This is a genomic window from Sneathiella marina (assembly GCF_023746535.1).
GTDB classification, from domain to species: domain Bacteria; phylum Pseudomonadota; class Alphaproteobacteria; order Sneathiellales; family Sneathiellaceae; genus Sneathiella; species Sneathiella marina.
Genome location: NZ_CP098747.1, coordinates 1824933 through 1847148, shown reverse-complemented (window position 1 = coordinate 1847148; position 22216 = coordinate 1824933). Strand labels below are relative to the sequence as shown.

Here is a 22216-nt window from a genome sequence, read left to right as displayed (position 1 = left end):
CAAAACTCCAAAATTCGATTGATGACGTCTGTAAGATTTTTGAGCTATATTGCAAGACCAGAATTAGGGAAAATATTGGTTTTTATGGCAAAAACAATCGCACCGGCAGAATATAAGGCTGACGACTTTCTTGAGCGCCCCATAACTTTGCGGGCTTTTGATATGGAAGCTGGAGATAACGTCGCACCGCACCGCCATAAATGGGGTCAACTTGCCTATGCATCAGTGGGCGTCATGACCGTTTCAACCGAAGATGGCCGTTGGATGGTCCCTCAAGAGCGGGCTGTCTGGATTCCACCAGATATATCCCACAGCGTCCAGACCAACGCCCTGCTCAAATTTAGAAGTATTCACATTGCCGCAGCATATTCAAAAAGATTAACAAGCCAATGCAGAGTCATAAAAGTGAGTCCCCTGTTAAAAGCCCTAATATTCAGGGCCGTCGATATCCCCAAAAATTACAATTCCAATACGGCAGACAGCCGGATAATGGCTGTCATACTTGACCAGATCGAAGAAGCCGAAGATGCCCCGTTACATCTCCCCATGCCGACAGATACCCGATTGCTCCGGATAGCGGAAATCCTCCTGTCAAATCCAGCAAACACTAATTCTTTGGAAGAATTTGCAAAATTCAGTGGTGCCAGCGAACGCACATTGGCCAGATTGTTCAAAAAAGAAACTGGTTTGACATTCGGAAAATGGCGTCAACAAAGACGATTGCTTGCTGCAATAAGTCTCTTAACCGAAGGTCAGCCGGTAACAAATGTCGCGCTTGATTTAGGGTATGACAGTGTCAGTGCATTTATCGCTATGTTTAAAACAGCGCTGGGAACGACCCCTTCTCGATATTTCTCTCAAAATAATTCCTGATAGGAGTAAATAGTGCATGCCTGAACCTTTAAAAATTGGTGTCGCTGGCTGCGGTGAAATGGGATTTCCCATGGCAATAAACCTCGTAAAAAATGGATTTGATGTCCGAGGTTATGATATTAGACCCAAGCACGAGTTTCCAGGCATCGAAAATCGAATGTGTAAATCCGCTAATGAACTTGCGTCGCATTGCTCCATTATCATCTCCGTAGTTCGAGACTGGCAACAGACGCAAGATCTCTGTTTCGGCACAGATGGTCTGTTTAGCGATAATGAAGGTCCGGATATTCTTGTTATCAGCTCCACCATTTCCCCAAATATGGTGATTGATCTAAAGAATAGGATTCCCGCGACGACGCATCTCATTGACGCCCCAATGTCAGGCGCGCCTTATAGGGCAATAGAGGGATCTCTGACGTTCATGGTGGGCGGAGATGAAAACATCATACCGGGCCTAATGCCTGTCCTGAAAGCCATGGGATCCGAAATAAATCATCTTGGACCAGTTGGCGCAGGAACGACTTGTAAAGTCTTAAACAATATGTTGGCTGCCGTTTCTGTTGTTACAGTCCGGGAAGTGATGGAAGCTGCAAAAAGCCTCGATTTTTCAACGCAAACTCTCCTCAATGTTGCTAAAACCAGTTCCGGAAGCACATGGTTTGGGGACAATATAGAGAAAATCTCCTGGGCCAATGAAGGATACACACCGGACAATACAATCGGGATTTTAGAGAAAGATGTGAAGTCGCTCCTTGATGCGACGCAGGGTCATCCTGAGCTTAGAATAAATTCCTTTGCACGCAATGTTATTGAAGAGCTCAGATTATTGCCTCCGATTGAGGAAAGGTAAAAAAAGTTCTCCTCACTTTGGCGCTTTTAGTCCATAATTTTCAACAATATACACAGGTAGAATAGCCAAGTTGGGGAAGGTGGATGTACGATTATATTGTGGTCGGGAGTGGTTCAGGCGGATCTGTCATTGCAAGCAGGCTCACCGAAGACCCAAACATAAATGTTTGTTTACTAGAGGCCGGTAAACCGGACAATAGTATCCTCATACATGCACCAATAGGTGTCGCTGCCATTCTCCCTCGAAAATTCTATAATTGGGGGTTTCAAACAGCCCCACAACCCCATTTAAATAATCGCAAAGGATACCAACCGCGCGGAAAAACGATAGGCGGATCCAGCTCCATAAATGCCATGTTATATGTTCGCGGACATAAATCCGATTATGATGACTGGGCTGCACTCGGCAATACAGGATGGTCATTTGAAGATGTCCTCCCCTATTTCAAAAAAGCAGAAAATAATGAACGGGGATCCGACGACCTGCATGGAACAGGCGGGCCATTGAATGTCGCTGATATCCGCTCTGCCATGCCGATCAGTGATGTCTTCCTCGATGCCGCTATGCAGGTACAATATCCCTCAAACAATGATTTCAATGGCCTCAATCAAGAAGGTGTCGGGAGTTATCAGGTTACCCAGAAAAATGGCGAACGATGGAGTGCAGCAAAGGGGTATTTAACTCCCAACTTATCCCGTCCTAATTTGCATGTTATCACGGGCGCTCAAGCAACCAAATTACTGTTTGAAGGTAAAAAAGCGACCGGCCTGACTTATATGAAAGACGGTAAAGCTCATGAAATTTCAACAAGACGTGAGATCATACTATGCGGCGGAGCGTTCGCTACTCCACAGCTGCTCCTGCTATCTGGTGTAGGCCCCGCAGCGGAATTGGCCAAACAGGGTATCGAAATTGTGCATGACCTTCCTGGTGTTGGACAGAACCTTCAGGATCATATTGACTATGTATCTGCTTATAAATCATCCTCTCGTGACACAATGGGCATCTCACTCGGTGGTGGCATTGACCTGATCAAAGGTATTTTTCAATGGCGCCGCGACAGGTCAGGTATTATCAGCACACCCATGGCGGAGCGCGGTGCATTTTTACGAACCGAACCGGATCTTACCCGCCCTGATATTCAGCTTCATTTTGTCGTCGGCCCTCTTGATGATCATGCGAGAAAAACGCATCTGGGCCACGGCTTTAGCTGTCACGTTTGTGTCCTTCGACCTAAAAGCCGCGGGTATGTTGGCTTGGAAAGTAAAGATCCATTAGCTGATCCGCTCATCGATCCTAATTTTCTTTCCGAACCTGATGACATGGATACGTTGGTAAAAGGCGTAAAAATGATGCAAAAAATTCTTGAAGCTCCGGCTTTTGACAATTATCGCGGCAAGCCCCTCTACGCGGTTGATATGAACTCCGATACGGAAATTCAAAATGCCATTCGCAGCAGGGCCGATACCGTCTATCACCCGGTTGGCACCTGTAAAATGGGATCTGATCCACTAGCGGTCGTTAACCCCGAACTTAAAGTGCATGGTATGGACGGGCTCCGCATTGCCGACGCTTCAGTCATGCCGACACTTATCGGCGGGAACACAAATGCCCCGACAATAATGATAGCTGAAAAAGGCGCGGACATGATAAAAGCTGATACCGCGTAAATAAAACTGGCGACGCGGATATCAGAGGAGTGAATCTTATGTTTCTGCAGCTGACGGTCGGTACCGGCTTAATTATCGCATGTGTTGTCATTCACGCTGTTTGTCTTGAGCTACTGATGCGACGACTTAAAATTGTCGGACCGAAGTGGGACCGTAGATTACCAACTTATGGCCATATAATTATTATGATTATCGTCGTATTGGGCTTGTTTGGTGCTCATACCATTGAAGCCTGGGTATGGGCAATATTCTATTGGGTAACAGGCGATGTTTCAAATTTCGCCAATGGAATATATTTTTCCACTGTTACATATACGACCCTTGGATATGGTGACATAACCCTCAGTCCAGATTGGCAAATAACGTCTTCATTGCAAGCTGTAAGCGGCATCATTCTCTTTGGTTGGAGTACAGCTTTTCTGGTCAATGTCCGGACATTTTTCTGGAAGAAATGGGGAATTGACCAGTATAAGAACTAGTCTTGAACCGTTCCAAACCTGTATGTTTGGAACGGTTTTGGTCTGCTTAGTCGCCCGTAACGCGATGTACGACTGATTGTGGATACGGAATGCTAATGCCTTCTTTGTCAAAGGTCTGTTTAATGGCTTTTGTCAGCGCAAATTTAAGTGGGAAATAGTCCCCATTGTTGCACCAGACACGTACAGTGAAATTAACAGAACTATCCGCAAGCTCAGCAACTTCTATGACGGGTGCAGGGTCTTTATGGGACTTTTCGTCTGCAAGAATGACTTTCTCGATGACAGCTTGCGCCTTGTCAATATCATCTTCATAAGCAATGCCAATAACCAGATCCATGCGTCTTGTTGAATGAAAACTGTAGTTGCTGACCGCACTCCCCCACACGGATCCATTCGGAATAATAATCTGAATATTGTCCGGCGTCGCCATTTCCGTCGTGAATAAACCAATGGTCTTAATCGTTCCGGCATATCCTGCCGTTTCGACAAAATCTCCAACTTTCATCGGCCGGAAGATCAATAACATAACGCCACCCGCCACATTGCTGAGGGTACCCTGTAATGCCAAGCCAATCGCCAGACCAGCCGCACCAAAAATGGCAACAAGACTGGCTGTCTGAACACCAAACTGAGACAAGACAAAGATAATGGTCATCGCAAGGACCGTGAACCGTGTCAAGCTTCCCAGGAAATTGCTTACGGTTGGATCAAATCCTTTTTTGTTCATCATTTTGATGAGCGACAAGGGTATCCTTTTTGACAATATATAGCCAACCAGCAGGATGATGATCGCACCTATCACGTCCAATCCATACTGGGTTATGATCAATACGACTTCGTCTATTACTTCTTCCATTTGCACCCCCTAAGTCATTCCAATGTTATATTGGTAACTTACACTCAATTAGTTATAAAATACGATAACCGATGAAATATACTTTACTCATCGCCAACAATTACTTGGCCACAACATACGCAAATAGTCAAAATTTAAAAAGTAGTAAATCATCAAACGCAGTGTTCTGCACCGCATTACTGCTTGACATTCTGACACGAACAGATCATATGGCGGGTAACAGCGCTAATCCGCTGTATTTGGTGCCAACAAATATACTTTTTTGTTGCAACCAATTGTCAGGTTTTGAACGGTATTTCCCCAGCAATTGTTGCTGGTGACGGTCAGATTTTCCAAAGGATAATCCGAGCCAGGTCGAGGAGAGACGGTTCCTCACCTTTCTTGGACTTTACGATTGCTTTGCACCATAGAGCAATCCCTTTGATGTGGCTACCTGAGGACACAGTATTTATGACCGAATTTACAGAGCTCAACCTTGTTGGGCCGCTTTTGCGTGCGATCGAAAAACAGGGCTTTGACGCCCCGACGGCTATTCAGTCCGCCGCCATACCAGAACTGCTTGAAGGCGGTGACCTGATGGGTGTTGCGGAAACTGGTGGCGGTAAAACAGCCGCATTTGTACTTCCCCTATTGCAACGCTTACAACATGAGCGGGTTCGCCCAAAATCGGGCAAGCCAACAGCGATCATTCTCGCTCCAACGCGTGAACTTGCCAGTCAAATCGGCTTATGTATTCGCGTTTTCACCCGAGGCATGAAATTGTTTCATACGGTTGTTTATGGTGGCGCACCATATGGTCCGCAGCTGCAGCAACTATCTCGTGGCGTTGATGTCCTAGTGGCCACACCCGGCCGTCTTATGGACCATATGAAACGCGGCACTGTTCAGCTCGATATGGTTCAGACTTTGATTTTGGATGAAGCCGATCGCATGCTTGATATGGGTTTTATCGATGATGTTAATTTGATTGTCGATAAACTTCCCGAAGAACATCAGACAGTTATGTTCTCCGCAACAATGAGCCCTGCTATCAAGAAACTGTCACAGAAACTCCTGAAGAACCCAAAATATGTCGAAGCCAAGCGCCAGACTGCTGTCGCCTCTACAATCGATCATTCGGTTCTCATGGTACGGCAGCCAGACAAAAAAGACCTCTTGATGCATCTTCTCGCAAAAGGCGACAAAGAACGCGTCCTTGTGTTTGTTAGAACAAAAGCGACAGCTGACATTCTGGCGGAAGAAATCGAGAATGAAGTCGAGGACATAAAAACCGCTGCGATCCATGGAGACCTTCACCAAAGAGCCCGTGAGAGAACGCTCCGCTCCTTCAAAAATGGAAAATTTTCCGTGCTGGTCGCGACGGATGTCGCGGCACGCGGTATTGATGTCAACGGGATCACCCATGTCATCAATTACGATTTACCCATGGAACCGGAGAATTATATCCATCGTGTTGGCCGAACCGGTCGTGCTGGCGCGACAGGTACTGCGATTTCAATTTGCGAACCTCGTGAACGCAATCTTCTTCGCAATGTTGAACAAATTATCAAGCAAAAGGTACGCGTAGATGACGACCATCCCTTCCCCGCGCCGGCGTCAGTTCAGGAAAAGAAAAAGCATCGTCCAGGACGGTCAGGACGCCCATCCCGCAAGCCGGGTGAAAAGAAAACTTCAGCAGAAGTCAAACCATTCCGCAAACGCCCAAAGAAAACCGTCAGTAAAAATAAAGGCAAGCCGGGATTTAAGTCTGATAAGTCCGAAAACAAGAATGCAAATCCGAATTTTAAACGTTCAAATGCTAAACGGCAGAAATTTAAGCGCGCCAGCTAGTAAAATTCGACAATAACAGGAAAAGGCCAGCCTCTAGCTGGCCTTTTCTATGCTTCATGCGCTCCGTAGTACAAATTGACCGTATGTTTTGCTTCTGCAAAAAACAACCATCGTTCGACCAATATTCCCATGGCCAGCGAAACTATCGATATGCCGGCAGCAAATCCGGCGCCAATTGCTCCCAGCATTAAAGTTAACATCAACAATATGGCCGGAACAAAAAAAGCACAGACAAATACTATTTGCCGAAGCCGAACGGAATGTTTTCGAGCGACGACAAATCCCATTTCCTTATTTAGATAATTTGCTTCCGTGTGAGGCACTTCGAACTGCCGAACTTTACCGAATTCGCCAAGTCCTGTTGCTGATTCAGGAGAAGACGCACTTTTAGATCTATCTAAAAATTGCCAATAAGAGTGCTTCCAGGCCGCTGAAATAAGCAATAAGGCAACGGCGAAAACGCTTATGAAACTAGCCTGATAGCCCCAAAAAAACATTAAAGCGCTCAAAATCACGCATCCGGTCGTTAAGGACAACAATAAATATCCGGCGGGCACCCGCCAATTCGACCAAGCATGGACCGTTTTTAGGCTCGCATATATCATAGCGGTACAATAAACAGTAGAAACACAGCAAACTACGGCGATAACCCCAATAATTTCAATGGAAAGAAAATATTCCTCCGAAAAGAAAATAAGGTATGAAGCATAAATACCTGCTGGCACAAAGGTCAGCACCGCAAGGACACCTTCTCGGCTTAACCACGAAGACCGCCATTGACTTAACGCCCTCCAGGCTCTTTCAGGATGTCCGAGATGGAATGTAGATGACAACAGACCACATCCAATCAGGACAAACGAGACAGCATAAGCTGACAAAAGAAAATATGGATATGTTGGCAGAGCACTTAGTATATTCCCCAGAATGAGCGCAAATAGCAGCCCATAACCGGCGCCAGAGGAAGTCGTAAAAAATATTACAGATTTTGCCGGATGCATTTGCCTAAATATTCCCAAGAAGTAACAAGATCGCTAAACTAGCTTTAAAGCTTAGCGTTATCCGCTCCAGACTAATAGCCTAAGCTTGCAGAAAATATTTCGCCCTCCCTTTTAGTCCCTTCAACGAAAAACTCACGCTATATTTAAGCTGTAGACGAGAATCGAGTTACCCGGACCAAATATGAAGGAGTTTTCTGCGTAAAGCGCTTCGACCTTGCTGTACTCTTTTCCGTGCGTTGTCATTCGTAATCTCCAAAACTTTTGCGATGTCATCGTAATCCTCACCTTGCACCAACCGCAAAATTACCGGTTTTTGTAAACGGTCTGGTAATTCCCTAATTGCTGTGAGAAGCAATCCACTCAATTCTTCGTTGAGTAACGATCCTTCCGGGGATAAATTCGTTGATTCAAAAATGGAAAAATCAACCGTATTTATTTCCCTGACGCGTTCACATAATGTTTTGAGCCGCTTGTTTGAGCGATGCTTATCAATACAAATATTGTGCAGTAATCTCGCAAACCATGCTCGTTCATTGCTAATTTGGCTGGCATGAAACTCGTATTTTTCGTACGCTCGAATAGTTGCCTCGCTAAACGCGTCTTCTGCGTCCGCCGCACTCACATTCATCCAGATCATGCTTAGCCGTTTTAGGTATTCTCTATGGCTATTCCAGGCTCGCCAAAAATCTTCCTGTTTACAACGGGAGCTTTCTGAAAGAACCGGATCAACTTTTACAGGTGCATTTTCCACACCATTAGATGCCGGCTGTGCATCACATTCTTTAATTAGCAGAGAGTTTTTCGATTTTCCTGCCAGGATAGCTTTTGTAGCACTCTCATCTACTTGCAGTAATCGGCCGTTTAGTTCCACATTTCCCCCCTTTAAATTTGGACCAAGAGATAGACGCGTGGCCTTAAATTTGCCCGCCGCCTAGACAGTATTTGGTTTTGAAATTTCTATTTTAAAGAGGATATAATTATTTTTATAAATCTAATACGTGTGTATTCACTGCTCGGTAGCATGAAAAATTACATAGAAGAAAATAATAAAAATAAAAAAGAATAATAGATTAATAATATATTGATTTTTATTAACACAATCCCATTTAAATAAAATAATTAAAATTTTTAATGCTTAGGAATATTTGAAATGACGCAAAAAGATGATCAAATTATTGAATCAATATTATCTATTAATGAAATAGTGCTTGGAAGCTCTGCTTCCAAATCCATGTCGACAATGTATCTAAATTTGGCTCAATCTGCAGGAATGGCGACACAGAATGCTGTATCTAATCAACAGCACTTAAACATTATTGGCATGGCGGCAGCAGCGGCAAGTGTGAGCGGGATTTTACGCACTAACTCAGCAGATCAAGTTGAAAAGCTTACGCTTGAAGAGAGAGTTAGCTATCTCAAAAGCCTTTTGTCACTGGCAGGAAACACTCCGGAATCTAGCGAAAAGCCATCGACAGAAGAGGTGGCAAAGCAATCAACAAATCTGCCGGATAAAGACAGGGAAACAAAGTCCTCGCCAGCGACCGAAACTAAAGGCGCGACGAGATAAATTTTGAAACCTGTAATCTGCAACACTCTATTCTCCAGGACACCTAATGACCCCTACCCCAGATTCAGCTGAAACTTCGACCGACAGCACTTCACCAAATGCAGAGATACGGGATTCCGCTTCTTTCGCAATGAATTTGCTTTACCAGTTTGCCGCACATTCTTCGGGATTATCACTGGAAAATGCGACAATCAATTCAAATTTATTAAACAGTGTCAATAGTTCCGGCGCGGCCGCTCTGGTTGCACTAAAGAATGCTGAGGCTGTAGCGATCAGTGCTCAAAAGGCGACGATAGGTGAGTCCTACAATGCTCAAACAGCGGCAATAACTCAGGCATTAAACGCGCAAACTCAGGCTGCCGTTACCAGCCTTAACGCCGTCACAAGTGCCGGCGGCACAGCATTGGCCGCACAAACCAGCCAGGAAATTGCCGGCATTACGGCAGATGCCGTGGCGGCAACTGCAGTAGCAATGGATAAGATCGTCAAGCAAATGGGTGGATAAGGAATGCCTTTTATGTGCTAGAAATACACCCACCCCTAATTCAAAACATTCAGTCCTCGGCCAGAAATTGCCGAGAGTTTTTGCATGCCTGGCAAGAAATTCTTACTTTCACGTCACAGTTTCTCAAAATCAGTCGTCTTGTCCTCATTGAAAGAGGATAAAGCTTTTTAGCTGGAATAGTAATTGAGAAAAGGGACCTGACGATGGCAAATGACACGCCAGTCAATAACAAGATTACCGACGCCGTAACTCAATCGAACCTGACCGTATTAGGCGGGGCACCGGCACAGTCGATGGCGACAGCCTATCAGATGATGGCCCAAGCAGTTGGTGTTTCCATGCAGAACGCTGTCGCAAATCAACACAGCATGAATACGATAGATAATGCGATTGTCAGTCAGGGCATCGCAATGCTGTACAGCATTGATTCAGTATCGGAAGTAAAAGCATCCCAGGAAATCTTATCCGGAAATGCAAATGCAGAAATAGTCTCCGCGCTCAGGGCTATCATTCTTGAATTGAAAAAAGCGCAATCATCACAGAAGTCAGATACCGATTAATCCATAGACATAAATTATTATACGAGGAGATAATATCATGGCAGAACCCACACCAATGAATGCAATGATCACCGATGCAATTACTCAAACAAATGTCAGCTTGATTGGTGACGCCCCGTCAATCGCAATGGCAAATTCATATCAAGTGTTAGCTCAAGTTGTTGGAGCTGGTATGCAGAACGCTGTTTCCAACCAACAAGGTGCAAATAGTATTGATCTGGCAGTCACCACGCAGGGAACAAATGTATTGTACGCCATGTCCATGGCGGCAGATTCAAAATCTACGTCGGAAATGCTAGGTGGCAATCCGGTTGCTGAAGCATTAGTCGCCCTAAAAGGTGCCGCTAAATCATTCTAATCTAAACCCCATCACTTTACAGATAAAGGAGCCTAATAATGGCAGACAAGACCTGGGTAAATGATCAAATCACGGACGCAATTTCGCAAACTAACGTAAAGGTTCTAGGTGATGCACCGGCGGAATCTATGGGCATGCTCTATCAAATGATGGCGCAGTCCACTGGTATGTCCATGCAGAATATGGTCTCCAATCAACAACATAAGAATACAATAGATTCTGCGGTTGTTACAGGGGCAGTGACACTCCTGTATACACTGGATGTAGCGGCAGAAGGCAAGGCTACTCAAGAGATTTTAAGTGGAAATCCGGTTGCTGAAACAATTACGGCGTTGAAGGGTGTCTTGTCGGGATTCGAAAAGCCCGACACTACCCCAAGATATAACACAGCGTAGATTGACATCGGAGGAATAATATTTCCGACACAGTTTTGAACATTACGTCCTCCTTTTAACAGGGTACGTAATGTTCAGAATTCCGGCTCCAGCAATTCACAGGAAATATACATGACAGAAAAACAAAAGGGACCTGCATCAATAAAGTCGGTCAATAGTCAAGTTACTGACGCCATTACGCAGGCAAATACCATAAACCTTGGGCTCGCACCTGCCCAGGCAATCGGGACACTGTATCAAACCACTGCGCAGTCAATCGGGACTTCGATGCAAAACTCTGTTTCTAATCAACAGCATATGTACAGCCTCGGATTAGCTTCTCTAACACAGAATCTACAATCCATATTGTCTCAAACTGCCAATCTCTCCTCTCGCCGACTAGAATCTCCTGCTTTCTATGATCAAAGGACATACGGTCAATATGATTTTCAGCAGCCGGTCCAGTCGCCCAATCACATGAATAAACATATGGACAATTAGTACTTTCTTACAAAAGATTTCCCTCAATCAGATAGTTGATTTGCAGATCAAGTAAAGGAGACAGAGAATGACATCGGAGTCATATGTGAACAGCCAGATTACCGGCTCGATTGCTCAAGTAAACTTGAGCGTTCTTGGAGATGCACCAGCCGAGGCCATGGGAATTTTATACCAGCAAATGGCCCATAGTATTGGACTTGCATTGCAAAATGTGATTGCTCAGCAGCAACATAGTTTCTCCATTCACAACGCAATAACAATTGCCGCGTCAAAACAACTGCTTTTAACTGATCCTGCTGCTGCAGCTCAGGCTTCACAAGACCTTATCTCAGGAAGTGCCATTCCAGAAAACCTCGCTGCATTGCAAGCCGTCGTAAACGAAATCGGAAAAAAATAGATATTTCTGGATTACCATCTCCCATCGAGGGCGTTCAATATCACGAAACATAAAATTGAATTCAGAAGGAGATTACGTTGATGCTGCTTAATGAGATTCAGTCTCTAAACAACAAGAACCATGTACCTTATTCTTTTAGAGGCAATAAACTGAACTGATATCTATTTCTCCTGTTGCTTGAAATAGGTATATCTTTATAACTTGTTTCATGTCGCTTAAACCGTTAGACGCTCTTACAAATACATTTGGGTACCCCGCATTTCGAGGCCAGCAAGACAAGGTAATTGATCATGTCCTGGCTAAGCGAGACGCATTGGTTTTGATGCCTACTGGAGGTGGCAAATCACTTTGTTACCAAATTCCGGCCCTTTGTATGGATGGCGTCGCGGTTGTCATCTCTCCTCTTATCGCTTTAATGCAAAATCAGGTTGAGGCACTTCAACAGCTGGGCATCGCAGCGGCGGCCCTGAATTCATCCCATCCACGTGAGGACCAGGACACCGTCAAGACGGCGTTACTAAAGGGTGAGCTAAAACTCTTATATATTGCTCCGGAGAGATTATTCGCTGTGGGATTTATAAACCTGCTGGCTAAATGCAACGTTTCTCTTTTTGCCATTGATGAAGCGCACTGCGTCTCGCAATGGGGCCATGATTTTCGCCCTGAATATTTGAAGCTGAGTATTTTAGCGGAAAAATTTGGAAATGTACCAAGATTGGCGCTAACCGCAACGGCGGATACTCCTACAGAAAAGGATATTATTGAGCGGCTGGGATTACAATATGGGAAGATTTTTCGGGCCGGATTCGATCGCCCAAATATCTGTTACCGTCTTACAAGTAAATCAGGGGGAACGGCACAGCTGCAATCATTTATCGACAGCGAGCATTCGGAAAATGCCGGTATTGTTTATTGTATGTCCCGCAAAAAAGTCGAACAAGTTGCAACTAAGATAGCTCAATCGGGCCGTATTGCTTTACCGTATCATGCTGGCCTTTCCGCCGATATTCGTAAAGAAACGCAATCGCGGTTTTTGAAAGAAGACGCCGTTATTATTGTTGCGACAATCGCTTTCGGAATGGGGATTGATAAACCGGACGTCCGCTTCGTGGCGCATCTGGATCTTCCCAAAAACATGGAATCTTATTATCAGGAAACCGGTCGGGCCGGCCGGGATGGGCTTCCCGCGGACGCTTGGCTCGCCTATGGATTGCAAGATGTCGCAAAATTAAAAGCTCTTATGCAAAATCCTGATAAAAGCCAACAGCAGCAGAACCTAGATCATCGAAAATTGGATTCACTTTTACAATTTTGTGAAAGCGCACTTTGTCGGCGCCATTTGCTTTTGAAGTATTTTGGTGAAGATGCGCCTTCCAGCTGCGGGAATTGCGATAACTGCCTGACACCTCCGTCCCAATTCGATGCAACTGAAGCAGCGCAAATGGCTTTTTCCTGTATATACCGCACAGGTGAAATGTTTGGTGCCGGCCATGTCACGGATATTTTGTTGGGATCCGAAACCGATAAAATTGCGAAATTTGGCCACGACACCCTAAAAACATATGGTCTCGGCAAGGCCTGGAGCCGCGCTGACTGGCAATCTATTTTCAGGCAATTGCTCGCCCTGGGAATGTTAAATATTGATATGGAAGGATATGGAGGTTTATCCCTTCACGAATCCTGCAGGCCCATTTTAAAAGGCGAGAAACCTCTTCAGCTCAAGAAGTTGACTATTCCTAAAAAAGGAAAAGCACGGACTGCCAAATCTCGACGGGTTTTTGCATCAAAGGAAGAAGAAGCTCTTTTCACACTTCTTAAAACCGTCCGCCTTACATTGGCGAAAGAGCAAAATGTGCCGCCATATGTTATATTTCACGATAAAACATTACTTGAAATGGCCCAGTTCAAACCCAGAACATTGTCTGCTTTTGGGGAACTATCAGGCGTCGGCGCCAGTAAGAAAAACAAATACGGAAATCAATTTTTACAGGCGATTGGCGAAACTTCCCCTTAATATTGCTCTTTAGTCGTATTATCTAGAACAATAGTAAATCGTCACATGCACAAGATGCATGTTTTGCGTAGAATGCTTTGACCCAATTGAAAGGCTCTCTTTATATGTTTGAAATATCTGTAAACAGCAAAGCAATTAACGTGGATGTGGAACCAGATACTCCCTTGCTATGGGTTTTGCGAGACACCCTCCAATTAACCGGCACAAAATTTGGATGCGGTGTTTCGGCTTGCGGCGCTTGCACCGTCCATATTGATGACGAACCGGTTCGATCCTGCTCAATTACGATTGAAGATGTTGCGGGATCAAATATTACGACCATTGAAGGGTTGGCCGAAGAAAATTTAACGGCCGTCCAGCAAGCATGGATTGACGAGCAGGTCCCGCAATGTGGTTATTGTCAATCTGGGATGATTATGGCGGTTTCGGCTTTTCTAAAGGAGAACCCTGCTCCTTCAGATGATGAAATAGATAATGCAATAGATAATATTTGTCGTTGCGGAACATACCCAAGGATTAGAAAAGCAATCCATAATGCAGCCAAAAAGCAAGGGGGACAGTAAAATGGCGAAATTTGGTCTAACACGCCGTAAATTCCTCGTTGCGGGAGCATTAGTTGGCGGCGGCCTCGCTATCGGGTACGGATTTAAATCAGATAAACCAGACAATGCGGCCCTTTCTGCCTCAACATCAGAAGGTGAAATCGCCTTAAATGCCTGGATCAAGATTGACAGCAAAGGTGTTGTGACAGTTGCAATTCCTCGATCTGAAATGGGTCAAGGGATTTACACGGCTCTTGCAATGCTTGTTGCCGAGGAGCTCGACGCCGACTTCGAGACCATAAAAGTTGAGCAAGCTCCCATTGATGACGTTTATGCCAATGTCAGCATTCTGCAGGATGCCTTGCCATTTTCCGATAAATTTCACGACGGCGAAGATACAATCGGCGCCACTGGCATGGCAAAAGTAGCTGGACTGCTTGGTGTCCAAGTAACTGGTGGCAGCACAAGTGTGCGCGATGCCTGGGGTCCTATGCGGCAAGCCGGCGCAACCGCCCGGAGCATGCTGGTTATGGCGGCAGCCAGGACATGGAACGTTTCCCCGGATGAATGCACTGTTGAAAAGGGTGTTATTAGTCACTTAAAAACTAATCAGAGCGGCAATTTTGGTGACTTTGTTGTCAAAGCTGCATCAGAAACAGTTCCCCTGTCAGATACCCTTAAAAAACCAGATGATTTTGAAATCATCGGAAAATCCAAAAATCGACTGGATATTCCGGAAAAAGTGACCGGTAAAGCTGTTTTCGGTATTGATATCGCCCTGCCAGATATGGCCTTTGCCGCTGTAAAGCTGAGCCCTGTTTTTGGCGGAAAACTATCCTCTCACGACGAAAAGACGGTCCTGGAAATGCCAGGGGTGTTGAAAGTGGTCCCTTTTGAAACCGGCGTTGCTGTTGTCGCGGATAGTTTCTGGCGCGCTAAAACAGCAGTTGAAAAAATATCTGCCACTTTTGACAGCGGCGAAGCCGCCTCAACGTCCTCTGATCAGGTTATCAAGACACTGACAGATAATTTGAGCAGTGACGATGCGCGCATATACGCCGAAGTTGGGGATGCGCCTTCAGTACTTTCATCAGCACCCAACAAGGTGACAGCCAGTTATACGGTACCGTATCTTGCTCATGCTTGTCTGGAACCAATGAATTGTACAGCGAAAGTGACAGAGACAGGTGTAGAAGTCTGGATGCCTAATCAGGCCCCTACTCTGATTAAATGGTTTGCAGAAAAAATTGCCGATGTGCCCGCAGAAAATGTCAAAGTTCATACCACCCTGCTCGGAGGTGGTTTCGGACGGCGCGCGGAGATCGATCTTGTCTTGATGGCTGTTACAATTGCGAAGTCGCTGAAAAACCGGCCGATAAAGCTCGTTTGGACACGCGAAAACGATATGCAGCACGATATGTACCGACCAGCTGCCGTGTCAGAATTTCAAGCGTCTTTGGGTGCGGATGGCAAAATTGAAGCCTGGAAGAACAGAATTGTAAGCCAATCCGTTTCGGGTTCCTTTACTGCGAGACTTATCCCATGGGCTACAATGGATGCCCCGGATAATACGACATCTGAAGGTGCTGCGGATATCCCTTATGAATTTTCAAACCGGCTTGTTGATCATGTGCCGGTGAAGTTTCCAATTCCTGTTGGATTTTGGCGAAGTGTCGGTCATTCTTATAATGGCTTCTTTACGGAAAGCTTTATGGATGAGGCTGCGTTTGCCGCAAATCAAGACCCGGTTGAGTTTCGGTTGGCTCATTTAGGAGAGCACCGGGATTTTGCAACTATATTGCAAAAAGCCAAGGAAATCAGTAACTGGTCCTCCCCTCTGCCCGCCGGCAAAGGTCGCGGGATCGCACTTCATGAAAGTTTCGGCTCCATTGTTGCTCAAGTGGCTGAAGTATCAGTAAGTGAGGATAAAACTGTGACTGTAGACAAGGTGTTTTGCGTGATTGATTGCGGGACAGTTGTTAACCCCGATACGGTCATTGCTCAAATGGAAGGCGGGATTATTTTCGGCCTTTCTGCCACGTTATTTGGCGAAATTACGATCGAAAATGGCCAGGTTGTGAACGAGAATTTCCCTGACTACGATATGGTCAGGCTTGCAAACTCACCCGTTATTGAAACTGTTCTCGCCCCAAGCGGACGACGGCTTGGCGGCGTCGGGGAACCGGGAACACCTCCTATAGCACCGGCTGTGACAAACGCTATTTTTGCGGCGACCGGCGATCGGATCCGTGAATTGCCTATAACCAAATCTGGCTATTCCGCGTAAAGGAAATTACGATAGATCCGCATGCCAATTGAAATAACGTGAGGCCTTATGATTTCATTCGCGGAAATACAAAAGCAAGCTGAATTAAACAGCGGTAGCGCAAAGGATCTGGCGGTCAGAATGCCGGAAATATTACCCAATGAGAAAATTCGCCAAATCGACACCGTCGATTTTTTCTCAACCATGACGTTCCGCGTATTTTCTGCTGGTCTAAACCAAAAAATGGTCCGCAACAAATGGCCTGCCTTCGAAGAGGTTTTTCTTGGCTTTGAACCCAGCAAGATCGCTTTTTTTTCGGAAGACGATATTGGTCGTTTAATGACGGATACACGTATTATCCGCCATTTGGGTAAAATCCGGGCAACGCATCACAATGCTTTGGCAATGCTGGAGTTGGAAAAAGAGTACGGATCCTTTGGAAATTATCTGGCAGATTGGCCGGAAGCGGATTGCGTCGGCTTATGGGAGGATCTCAAGAAAAGATTTACGCAATTGGGGGGCAACTCTGGACCATATTTCTTGAGAATGATGGGTAAGGACAGTTTTATGCTGACACCTGATGTTATTCAAGCTTTGAACAAACTTGATATTGCCGCGGGCAAGATAACGGCGAAACGGGACCGTGCCAAAGTACAAGCAGCATTCAACACATGGCATGAAGAGACCGGGAAAAGTTACGCGCAGCTTAGTAGAACTTTAGCGATCTGGAATGGGTGAAATCATTCCCCTTGAATAGCCATGAAAATGAGTTCATAGATAGAATAATAACAATTTAAAAAAATAGAAGGTTCCTATGACTGGCCCCCTCGATGGTATTCTTGTCGTTTCATTGGAGCAGGCAGTAGCCGCCCCTTATCTCTCATGTCAACTCGCTGACGCAGGAGCGCGAGTGATTAAGGTTGAACGACCGGAGGGTGATTTTGCTCGTAAATACGATACAGTGGTCAATGGACAAAGTGCCTATTTCGTTTGGCTTAACCGCGGCAAGGAATCCATTAAACTTGATGCGAAAAATGAGGAAGACCTTGCTCTTTTAAAACGCATTATTTCCAAAGCAGATATTTTTATTCAAAATCTGGCTCCGGGCGCTTCAACACGTCTGGGTATTGGCAGCGAGCAGCTGCGTTTGGATCACCCGCGCCTCATCACCGTTGATATTTCCGGATACGGAGAAGAGGGTCCCTATGCCAAGATGAAGGCCTACGACATGCTGGTTCAGTCTGAAACCGGGCTCGCTTCCGTTACCGGTTCTCCCAGCGAGCCGGGCCGTGTTGGTGTATCTGTTTGTGATATCGCAGCGGGCATGCATGGTCTGATTGGTGTTTTAGAAGCGCTTTACGAACGTGAAAAGACGGGACAGGGAAAATCAATTAAATCCACCTTGTTTGGCGGCATGGCGGACTGGATGACGGTCCCTCTCCTGCATCAGGAATATGGCGGCAAGGCACCAGGCCGTGGTGGCCTCAGTCACCCGTCGATAGCACCCTACGAAGCCTTTGAGACAAAAGAAGGCGGGCCGATTGTCATTTCCATCCAAAACCAGACCGAATGGAAAAATCTATGCTGTCAGGCTCTTAAAAAACCCGAACTTTTTGATGATCCAAGGTTTGATACCAATGAAAACAGGGTACTAAACAGGGCAGAGCTCAATCAAGAAGTCGGGAATGTGTTTGGAGCCCATACAAGAAATGAGATGACCACGCGTCTTTCCGAAGCCCGGATCGCCTTCGGTTCCTTGAATAGCGTCGCCGACTTGACGTCACACCCGCAAATCGAAAGAATGTCTGTGGATAGTCCCACTGGTCCTGTAAATCTTGTTGCATCTCCTGTTCAATTCGCCGGTGTTTCACCAACATATGGGCCTATCCCCGAATTGGGAGAGCACTCAAATAAAATTCGTGAAGAGTTCTCTAATTAAAACGTTTCCCTCGACACATCCTTAATGTTTCAGGTTATTTTTCGATGATCAGCCGCAATCAATTGCTGGAAGAAAAATACGGCGCCAAATTTAAATGGTTCGCAGTACTTGCGGTTATTATCGGCTTAATGGCATCAATTTTATCCTCAACGATGATCAATGTTGCCCTAACAAACATCATGGCCGAATATCGAATTACGCAGGCGTCCGCCCAATGGATGTCCACCGGTTTTTTGAGTGCAACAACCATCTGCATGTTGTCGACGGCATGGTTGCTGAAAAATTACGGTGCTCGCGCCGCTTTTATGTTGGCAACGGCTTTGTTTTTCAGTGGTTGTATGCTCGGTCAGTTTGCGCCGAATTTCAACTTGCTGATTTTCTCGCGCTTATTACAGGGTGCCGGTGCAGGAATTTTACAACCCCTGTCAATGGCATTGGTTTTTCTTTTGTTTCCCGCAAACCGGCGAGGCACCGCGATTGGTATTTTTAGTATGGTCGTCGTTCTCGGTCCGGCTGTTGGTCCAACAATCGGAGGAGTGATAACCGATAGCCTGGATTGGCATTACACATTTACGGCCGGGCTTCCTTTAACCATATTCGCCGGAATTCTGGGCTGGATTTTCCTGCCAGACCGAACCGAAATCGGGGCAAGATCTCGCTTCAATTTTATCAGTTTCGGGTTTGTTTCCGTTGCCGTATCCTGTTTCCTCATTGGCTTATCCAACAGTCAGTTTTACGATATTGGTGACACTCTCGTGGCTCCATTTCTTGCAATTTCCCTCATTGCACTCACCATCTTTATTTTACGGGATGCGCGGAGCCAGGCACCGTTGCTTCGGTTGCAGATGTTTCGAAATCTCTATTTTACATCAACTGTTCTAATTGGCGCCATAACAAGTGCCGGTATGTTCTCCAGTATTTACATGGTGCCCCTATTTGCCCGGACGGTCCTCAATGCGAGTGCAACCGATGCCGGGTTAATGCTCCTTCCGGGCGGTCTTGCGCTTGCCGCGGTATCTCCTTTAGTGGGTCGGATGGTCGACAGAATGCCGCCGCACCGCTTATTGTTTACAGGAATTGTTTTATTCTTCATTTCATCAATAGGCATCAGTTTTTCTGATCAGTTTAGTGGCTTTTGGCTGGTCGCTGGCTGGATCATTCTAAGCAGGACGGCGCTCGGTTTTATCCTGCCATCCAATAGCACCCTGTCACTGTCCAGCATGCCCCCGGAACATGTCCCGCAAGCCTCCGGCGCCTTGAATTTTTGCAGGATGCTGGGCGGCACCGCCGGGGTAAATGTAATCGCCGTTCTCATTACGGCCCGATCCAACCACTACGAAACCGATCTAATGGAAATTGGCGCCGCAGATGTAATTACCTATGACGAATATCTTACGGCAACCAGCAGTACATTTCAGGATTGCTTTCTTATTGCGGGAATTTTCTTTGCGCTGGCGCTTATACCGGCTTGTTATATTTCCTGGCAATCAAGCATAAAAAAAGGCCCCGTCCAATGACGAGGCCTTTATTCTTAAAAGCAGGATCTACAGATCTTTAAACCCTTTACCTTCCTTCGCCAGCTTTTCAAGTAGCGGAGCTGGTGTCCATTCGTCACCAAACTCTTCTTTGAATTTCAACATGTCGTTGTAGATATTGTCCAGGCCGATGTGATCGGCATAGCGCATTGGTCCGCCACGATATACAGGCCAGCCATATCCATAAACCCAGATAACATCAATATCGCTTGCCCTAGATGCAATGCCCTCTTCCAGGATTTTCGCAGCTTCATTGATCATGGGATAGACGCAACGCTTAAGAATTTCCTCATCCGAAACCTGGCGACGGTTGATCCCGGCATCCCTTGCGGCATTGATGATGATATCTTCAACAATGGGATCAGGTTGCGGTGTCCGGTTTCCTTTTTCGTAATGATAATAACCATCACCCGTTTTCTGGCCAAACCGGCCAAGCTCACAGATGGCATCTGCAACCGGGCTTGTAACACCTTTACCCTGACGAATGCGCCAGCCTACGTCGTTACCAGCCAGATCAGACATGGCAAAAGGTCCCATCGGTAAACCGAAGTCAAATAGAACACGGTCGACGTCCTCAAGTTTCGCGCCTTCCAAGATCAGTTTATTCGCCTGCTCACCCCGTTGAGCAAGGATGCGGTTACCAACAAAACCTTCACAGACACCAACCATCGCCGGAATTTTACCAATCCGTTTGGCAAGAGCCATACATGTCGCCATGACGGTTGCACTGGTTTTCTTGGTTCGGACTTCTTCCAACAATTTCATGACATTGGCAGGGCTGAAGAAATGCAGACCAATGACATATTCAGGTCTGGTTGTTGCTTCACCGATCTCGTCGATGTCCAATGTGGAGGTATTTGTCGCAAGAATTGCTCCTTGCTTGCAAATTTTATCAAGCTTGCCAAAAATATCCTTTTTCACGTCCATATTTTCGAATATGGCTTCGATAACGATATCAACATCACTCAGATCTTCGAGGTTGATACTGCCCGTCAGCAATGACATACATTTATCCATCGCATCTTGAGACATCCGACCTTTTGAGACAGTCGCGGCGTAGTTTGATTTAATGATATCCATGCCCTTATCGAGAAACTCCTGTTTCGTTTCCACGATAGTCACAGGTATGCCTGCTTGCAGGAAATTCATGGCGATACCGCCACCCATGGTTCCGGCGCCAATAATCCCCGCCGTATTAATATCCAATAACGGCGTATCTTTTGGAACATCGGGGATTTTATTGGCCAAACGCTCTGCAAAGAAGAAATATTGCTGTGCGCCCGATTGCTCACCCTGCATCAATTCCATAAAGAGCTCGCGTTCTCTTTTAAGACCTTCATCGAAGGGAAGATTTACAGCCCCCTCAACTGCTTTGATACAATTCTCCGGTGCTTCGAAATTACGAGATTTACGAGCAATGGATTTACGGAAATCGGCAAACAGGGAGGGATTTTTCCTGGCGTCTTCAAGTTTTTCATTCTGATCACTGATCTTGACCAGCGGACGTCCCTCTGCGACGACTTTCTTGGCAAACTCAATTGCGCCTTCGGTCAGGTCTCCATCGACAATTTCATCGACAAGTCCGACTTCAAGGGCTTTCTTTGCCCCAATTGGTGCACCGCCGGCTATCATTGTCAAAGCCATTGGCACACCGACAACACGTGGAAGCCGCTGTGTTCCACCTGCTCCGGGCAAAAGTCCCAGTTTTACTTCTGGCAGGCCTACTTTAGCGCTGGCGACCGCGACACGGTAATGACATCCAAGTGCTGTTTCCAGACCGCCGCCAAGGGCCGTTCCATGAATTGCAGCCACGACAGGTTTATTGGAAGATTCAATTGTCCCAATTACTTCGTGCAATCCCGGCTCTGTTGGCGGTTTGCCGAATTCAGTAATGTCAGCGCCCGCAATAAAGGTTCGGCCATCACAGGCAAGAACGATCGATGTGACGGAAGCATCTGCCATCCCGGCTTCAATACCGCCTTTGATGCCTTCGCGCACACCTTGGCTCAACGCGTTAACAGGTGGATTGTTTACGGTTACAACCCCGACAGTTCCTTGTGCTTCATATCTGACAAATTCAGTTATAGCAGTCATTTTTCTTG

The 22216-nt window shown here is 46.0% G+C and carries 22 protein-coding genes; 18 read left to right on the top strand and 4 right to left on the bottom strand.

The features are described 5' to 3' along the window. The first annotated feature begins 84 nt into the window (after positions 1–84). From NBZ79_RS08800 to NBZ79_RS08785, 4 genes are all read left to right on the top strand, one after another. Positions 85–873 (top strand): AraC family transcriptional regulator, encoded by a 789-nt coding sequence (locus NBZ79_RS08800; RefSeq protein ID WP_251937584.1) that lies wholly within the window; start codon positions 85–87, stop codon positions 871–873. Positions 874–889: 16 nt separating this feature from the next. Further along, positions 890–1723 carry an NAD(P)-dependent oxidoreductase gene (locus tag NBZ79_RS08795; protein ID WP_251937581.1) on the top strand — a complete coding sequence of 278 codons (834 nt, stop codon included), beginning with the start codon at positions 890–892 and terminating at the stop codon, positions 1721–1723. An 83-nt stretch (positions 1724–1806) separates the two neighbouring features. Continuing rightward, positions 1807–3393 carry a GMC family oxidoreductase gene (locus tag NBZ79_RS08790; protein ID WP_251937578.1) on the top strand — a complete coding sequence of 529 codons (1587 nt, stop codon included), beginning with the start codon at positions 1807–1809 and terminating at the stop codon, positions 3391–3393. A gap of 38 nt (positions 3394–3431) precedes the next feature. Next, positions 3432–3872, top strand: coding sequence for a potassium channel family protein (locus tag NBZ79_RS08785; protein WP_251937576.1), 441 nt, complete (start codon positions 3432–3434; stop codon positions 3870–3872). Between the two features lie 46 nt (positions 3873–3918). Here the strand turns inward: NBZ79_RS08785 and NBZ79_RS08780 are convergent, their stop codons facing one another. After that, positions 3919–4728 (bottom strand): mechanosensitive ion channel family protein, encoded by an 810-nt coding sequence (locus NBZ79_RS08780; protein ID WP_251937575.1) that lies wholly within the window; start codon positions 4726–4728, stop codon positions 3919–3921. A 450-nt stretch (positions 4729–5178) separates the two neighbouring features. Between NBZ79_RS08780 and NBZ79_RS08775 the strand changes: the two genes are divergently transcribed. Further along, positions 5179–6558 carry a DEAD/DEAH box helicase gene (locus NBZ79_RS08775; protein ID WP_251937573.1) on the top strand — a complete coding sequence of 460 codons (1380 nt, stop codon included), beginning with the start codon at positions 5179–5181 and terminating at the stop codon, positions 6556–6558. Between the two features lie 47 nt (positions 6559–6605). Here the strand turns inward: NBZ79_RS08775 and NBZ79_RS08770 are convergent, their stop codons facing one another. Together NBZ79_RS08770 and NBZ79_RS08765 are read right to left on the bottom strand one after the other, a co-directional pair. Then, entirely contained in the window at positions 6606–7556 is a 951-nt protein-coding gene (locus NBZ79_RS08770) for a dimethyl sulfoxide reductase anchor subunit family protein (protein WP_251937571.1), read from the bottom strand. A gap of 166 nt (positions 7557–7722) precedes the next feature. Next, on the bottom strand, positions 7723–8427 hold the full coding sequence (locus NBZ79_RS08765; protein ID WP_251937569.1) for an RNA polymerase sigma factor: 705 nt from the start codon (positions 8425–8427) through the stop codon (positions 7723–7725). Between the two features lie 279 nt (positions 8428–8706). Here NBZ79_RS08765 and NBZ79_RS08760 point away from each other — a divergent pair, with 279 nt between their 5' ends. From NBZ79_RS08760 to NBZ79_RS08700, 13 genes are all read left to right on the top strand, one after another. Continuing rightward, positions 8707–9123 carry a RebB family R body protein gene (locus NBZ79_RS08760; RefSeq protein WP_251937567.1) on the top strand — a complete coding sequence of 139 codons (417 nt, stop codon included), beginning with the start codon at positions 8707–8709 and terminating at the stop codon, positions 9121–9123. A gap of 46 nt (positions 9124–9169) precedes the next feature. Then, positions 9170–9628 carry a RebB family R body protein gene (locus NBZ79_RS08755; protein WP_251937565.1) on the top strand — a complete coding sequence of 153 codons (459 nt, stop codon included), beginning with the start codon at positions 9170–9172 and terminating at the stop codon, positions 9626–9628. A gap of 203 nt (positions 9629–9831) precedes the next feature. Next, positions 9832–10188 carry a RebB family R body protein gene (locus NBZ79_RS08750; RefSeq protein ID WP_251937563.1) on the top strand — a complete coding sequence of 119 codons (357 nt, stop codon included), beginning with the start codon at positions 9832–9834 and terminating at the stop codon, positions 10186–10188. A gap of 37 nt (positions 10189–10225) precedes the next feature. Further along, entirely contained in the window at positions 10226–10546 is a 321-nt protein-coding gene (locus tag NBZ79_RS08745) for a RebB family R body protein (protein ID WP_251937561.1), read from the top strand. Between the two features lie 38 nt (positions 10547–10584). Then, entirely contained in the window at positions 10585–10941 is a 357-nt protein-coding gene (locus tag NBZ79_RS08740; protein WP_251937559.1) for a RebB family R body protein, read from the top strand. A gap of 111 nt (positions 10942–11052) precedes the next feature. Further along, positions 11053–11421, top strand: a complete 369-nt coding sequence (locus tag NBZ79_RS08735) for a RebB family R body protein (protein ID WP_251937557.1) — start codon at positions 11053–11055, stop codon at positions 11419–11421. A 67-nt stretch (positions 11422–11488) separates the two neighbouring features. Continuing rightward, positions 11489–11818: a RebB family R body protein gene (locus tag NBZ79_RS08730; RefSeq protein ID WP_251937554.1), complete on the top strand. Its 330-nt coding sequence runs from the start codon at positions 11489–11491 to the stop codon at positions 11816–11818. Positions 11819–12026: 208 nt separating this feature from the next. Beyond that, positions 12027–13832, top strand: coding sequence for a DNA helicase RecQ (recQ, locus tag NBZ79_RS08725; protein ID WP_251937552.1), 1806 nt, complete (start codon positions 12027–12029; stop codon positions 13830–13832). 104 nt (positions 13833–13936) lie between these two features. Continuing rightward, positions 13937–14395 carry a (2Fe-2S)-binding protein gene (locus NBZ79_RS08720; RefSeq protein ID WP_251937550.1) on the top strand — a complete coding sequence of 153 codons (459 nt, stop codon included), beginning with the start codon at positions 13937–13939 and terminating at the stop codon, positions 14393–14395. 1 nt (position 14396) lies between these two features. Next, positions 14397–16661 (top strand): xanthine dehydrogenase family protein molybdopterin-binding subunit, encoded by a 2265-nt coding sequence (locus NBZ79_RS08715; protein ID WP_251937549.1) that lies wholly within the window; start codon positions 14397–14399, stop codon positions 16659–16661. Between the two features lie 48 nt (positions 16662–16709). Further along, positions 16710–17378 carry a DNA-3-methyladenine glycosylase I gene (locus tag NBZ79_RS08710; RefSeq protein WP_251937547.1) on the top strand — a complete coding sequence of 223 codons (669 nt, stop codon included), beginning with the start codon at positions 16710–16712 and terminating at the stop codon, positions 17376–17378. Between the two features lie 76 nt (positions 17379–17454). Then, positions 17455–18579 (top strand): CaiB/BaiF CoA transferase family protein, encoded by a 1125-nt coding sequence (locus tag NBZ79_RS08705; protein ID WP_251937546.1) that lies wholly within the window; start codon positions 17455–17457, stop codon positions 18577–18579. 44 nt (positions 18580–18623) lie between these two features. Continuing rightward, positions 18624–20096 (top strand): DHA2 family efflux MFS transporter permease subunit, encoded by a 1473-nt coding sequence (locus NBZ79_RS08700; protein ID WP_251937544.1) that lies wholly within the window; start codon positions 18624–18626, stop codon positions 20094–20096. 27 nt (positions 20097–20123) lie between these two features. Here the strand turns inward: NBZ79_RS08700 and NBZ79_RS08695 are convergent, their stop codons facing one another. Further along, positions 20124–22208, bottom strand: a complete 2085-nt coding sequence (locus NBZ79_RS08695) for a 3-hydroxyacyl-CoA dehydrogenase NAD-binding domain-containing protein (RefSeq protein ID WP_251937543.1) — start codon at positions 22206–22208, stop codon at positions 20124–20126. Positions 22209–22216 lie beyond the last annotated feature (8 nt).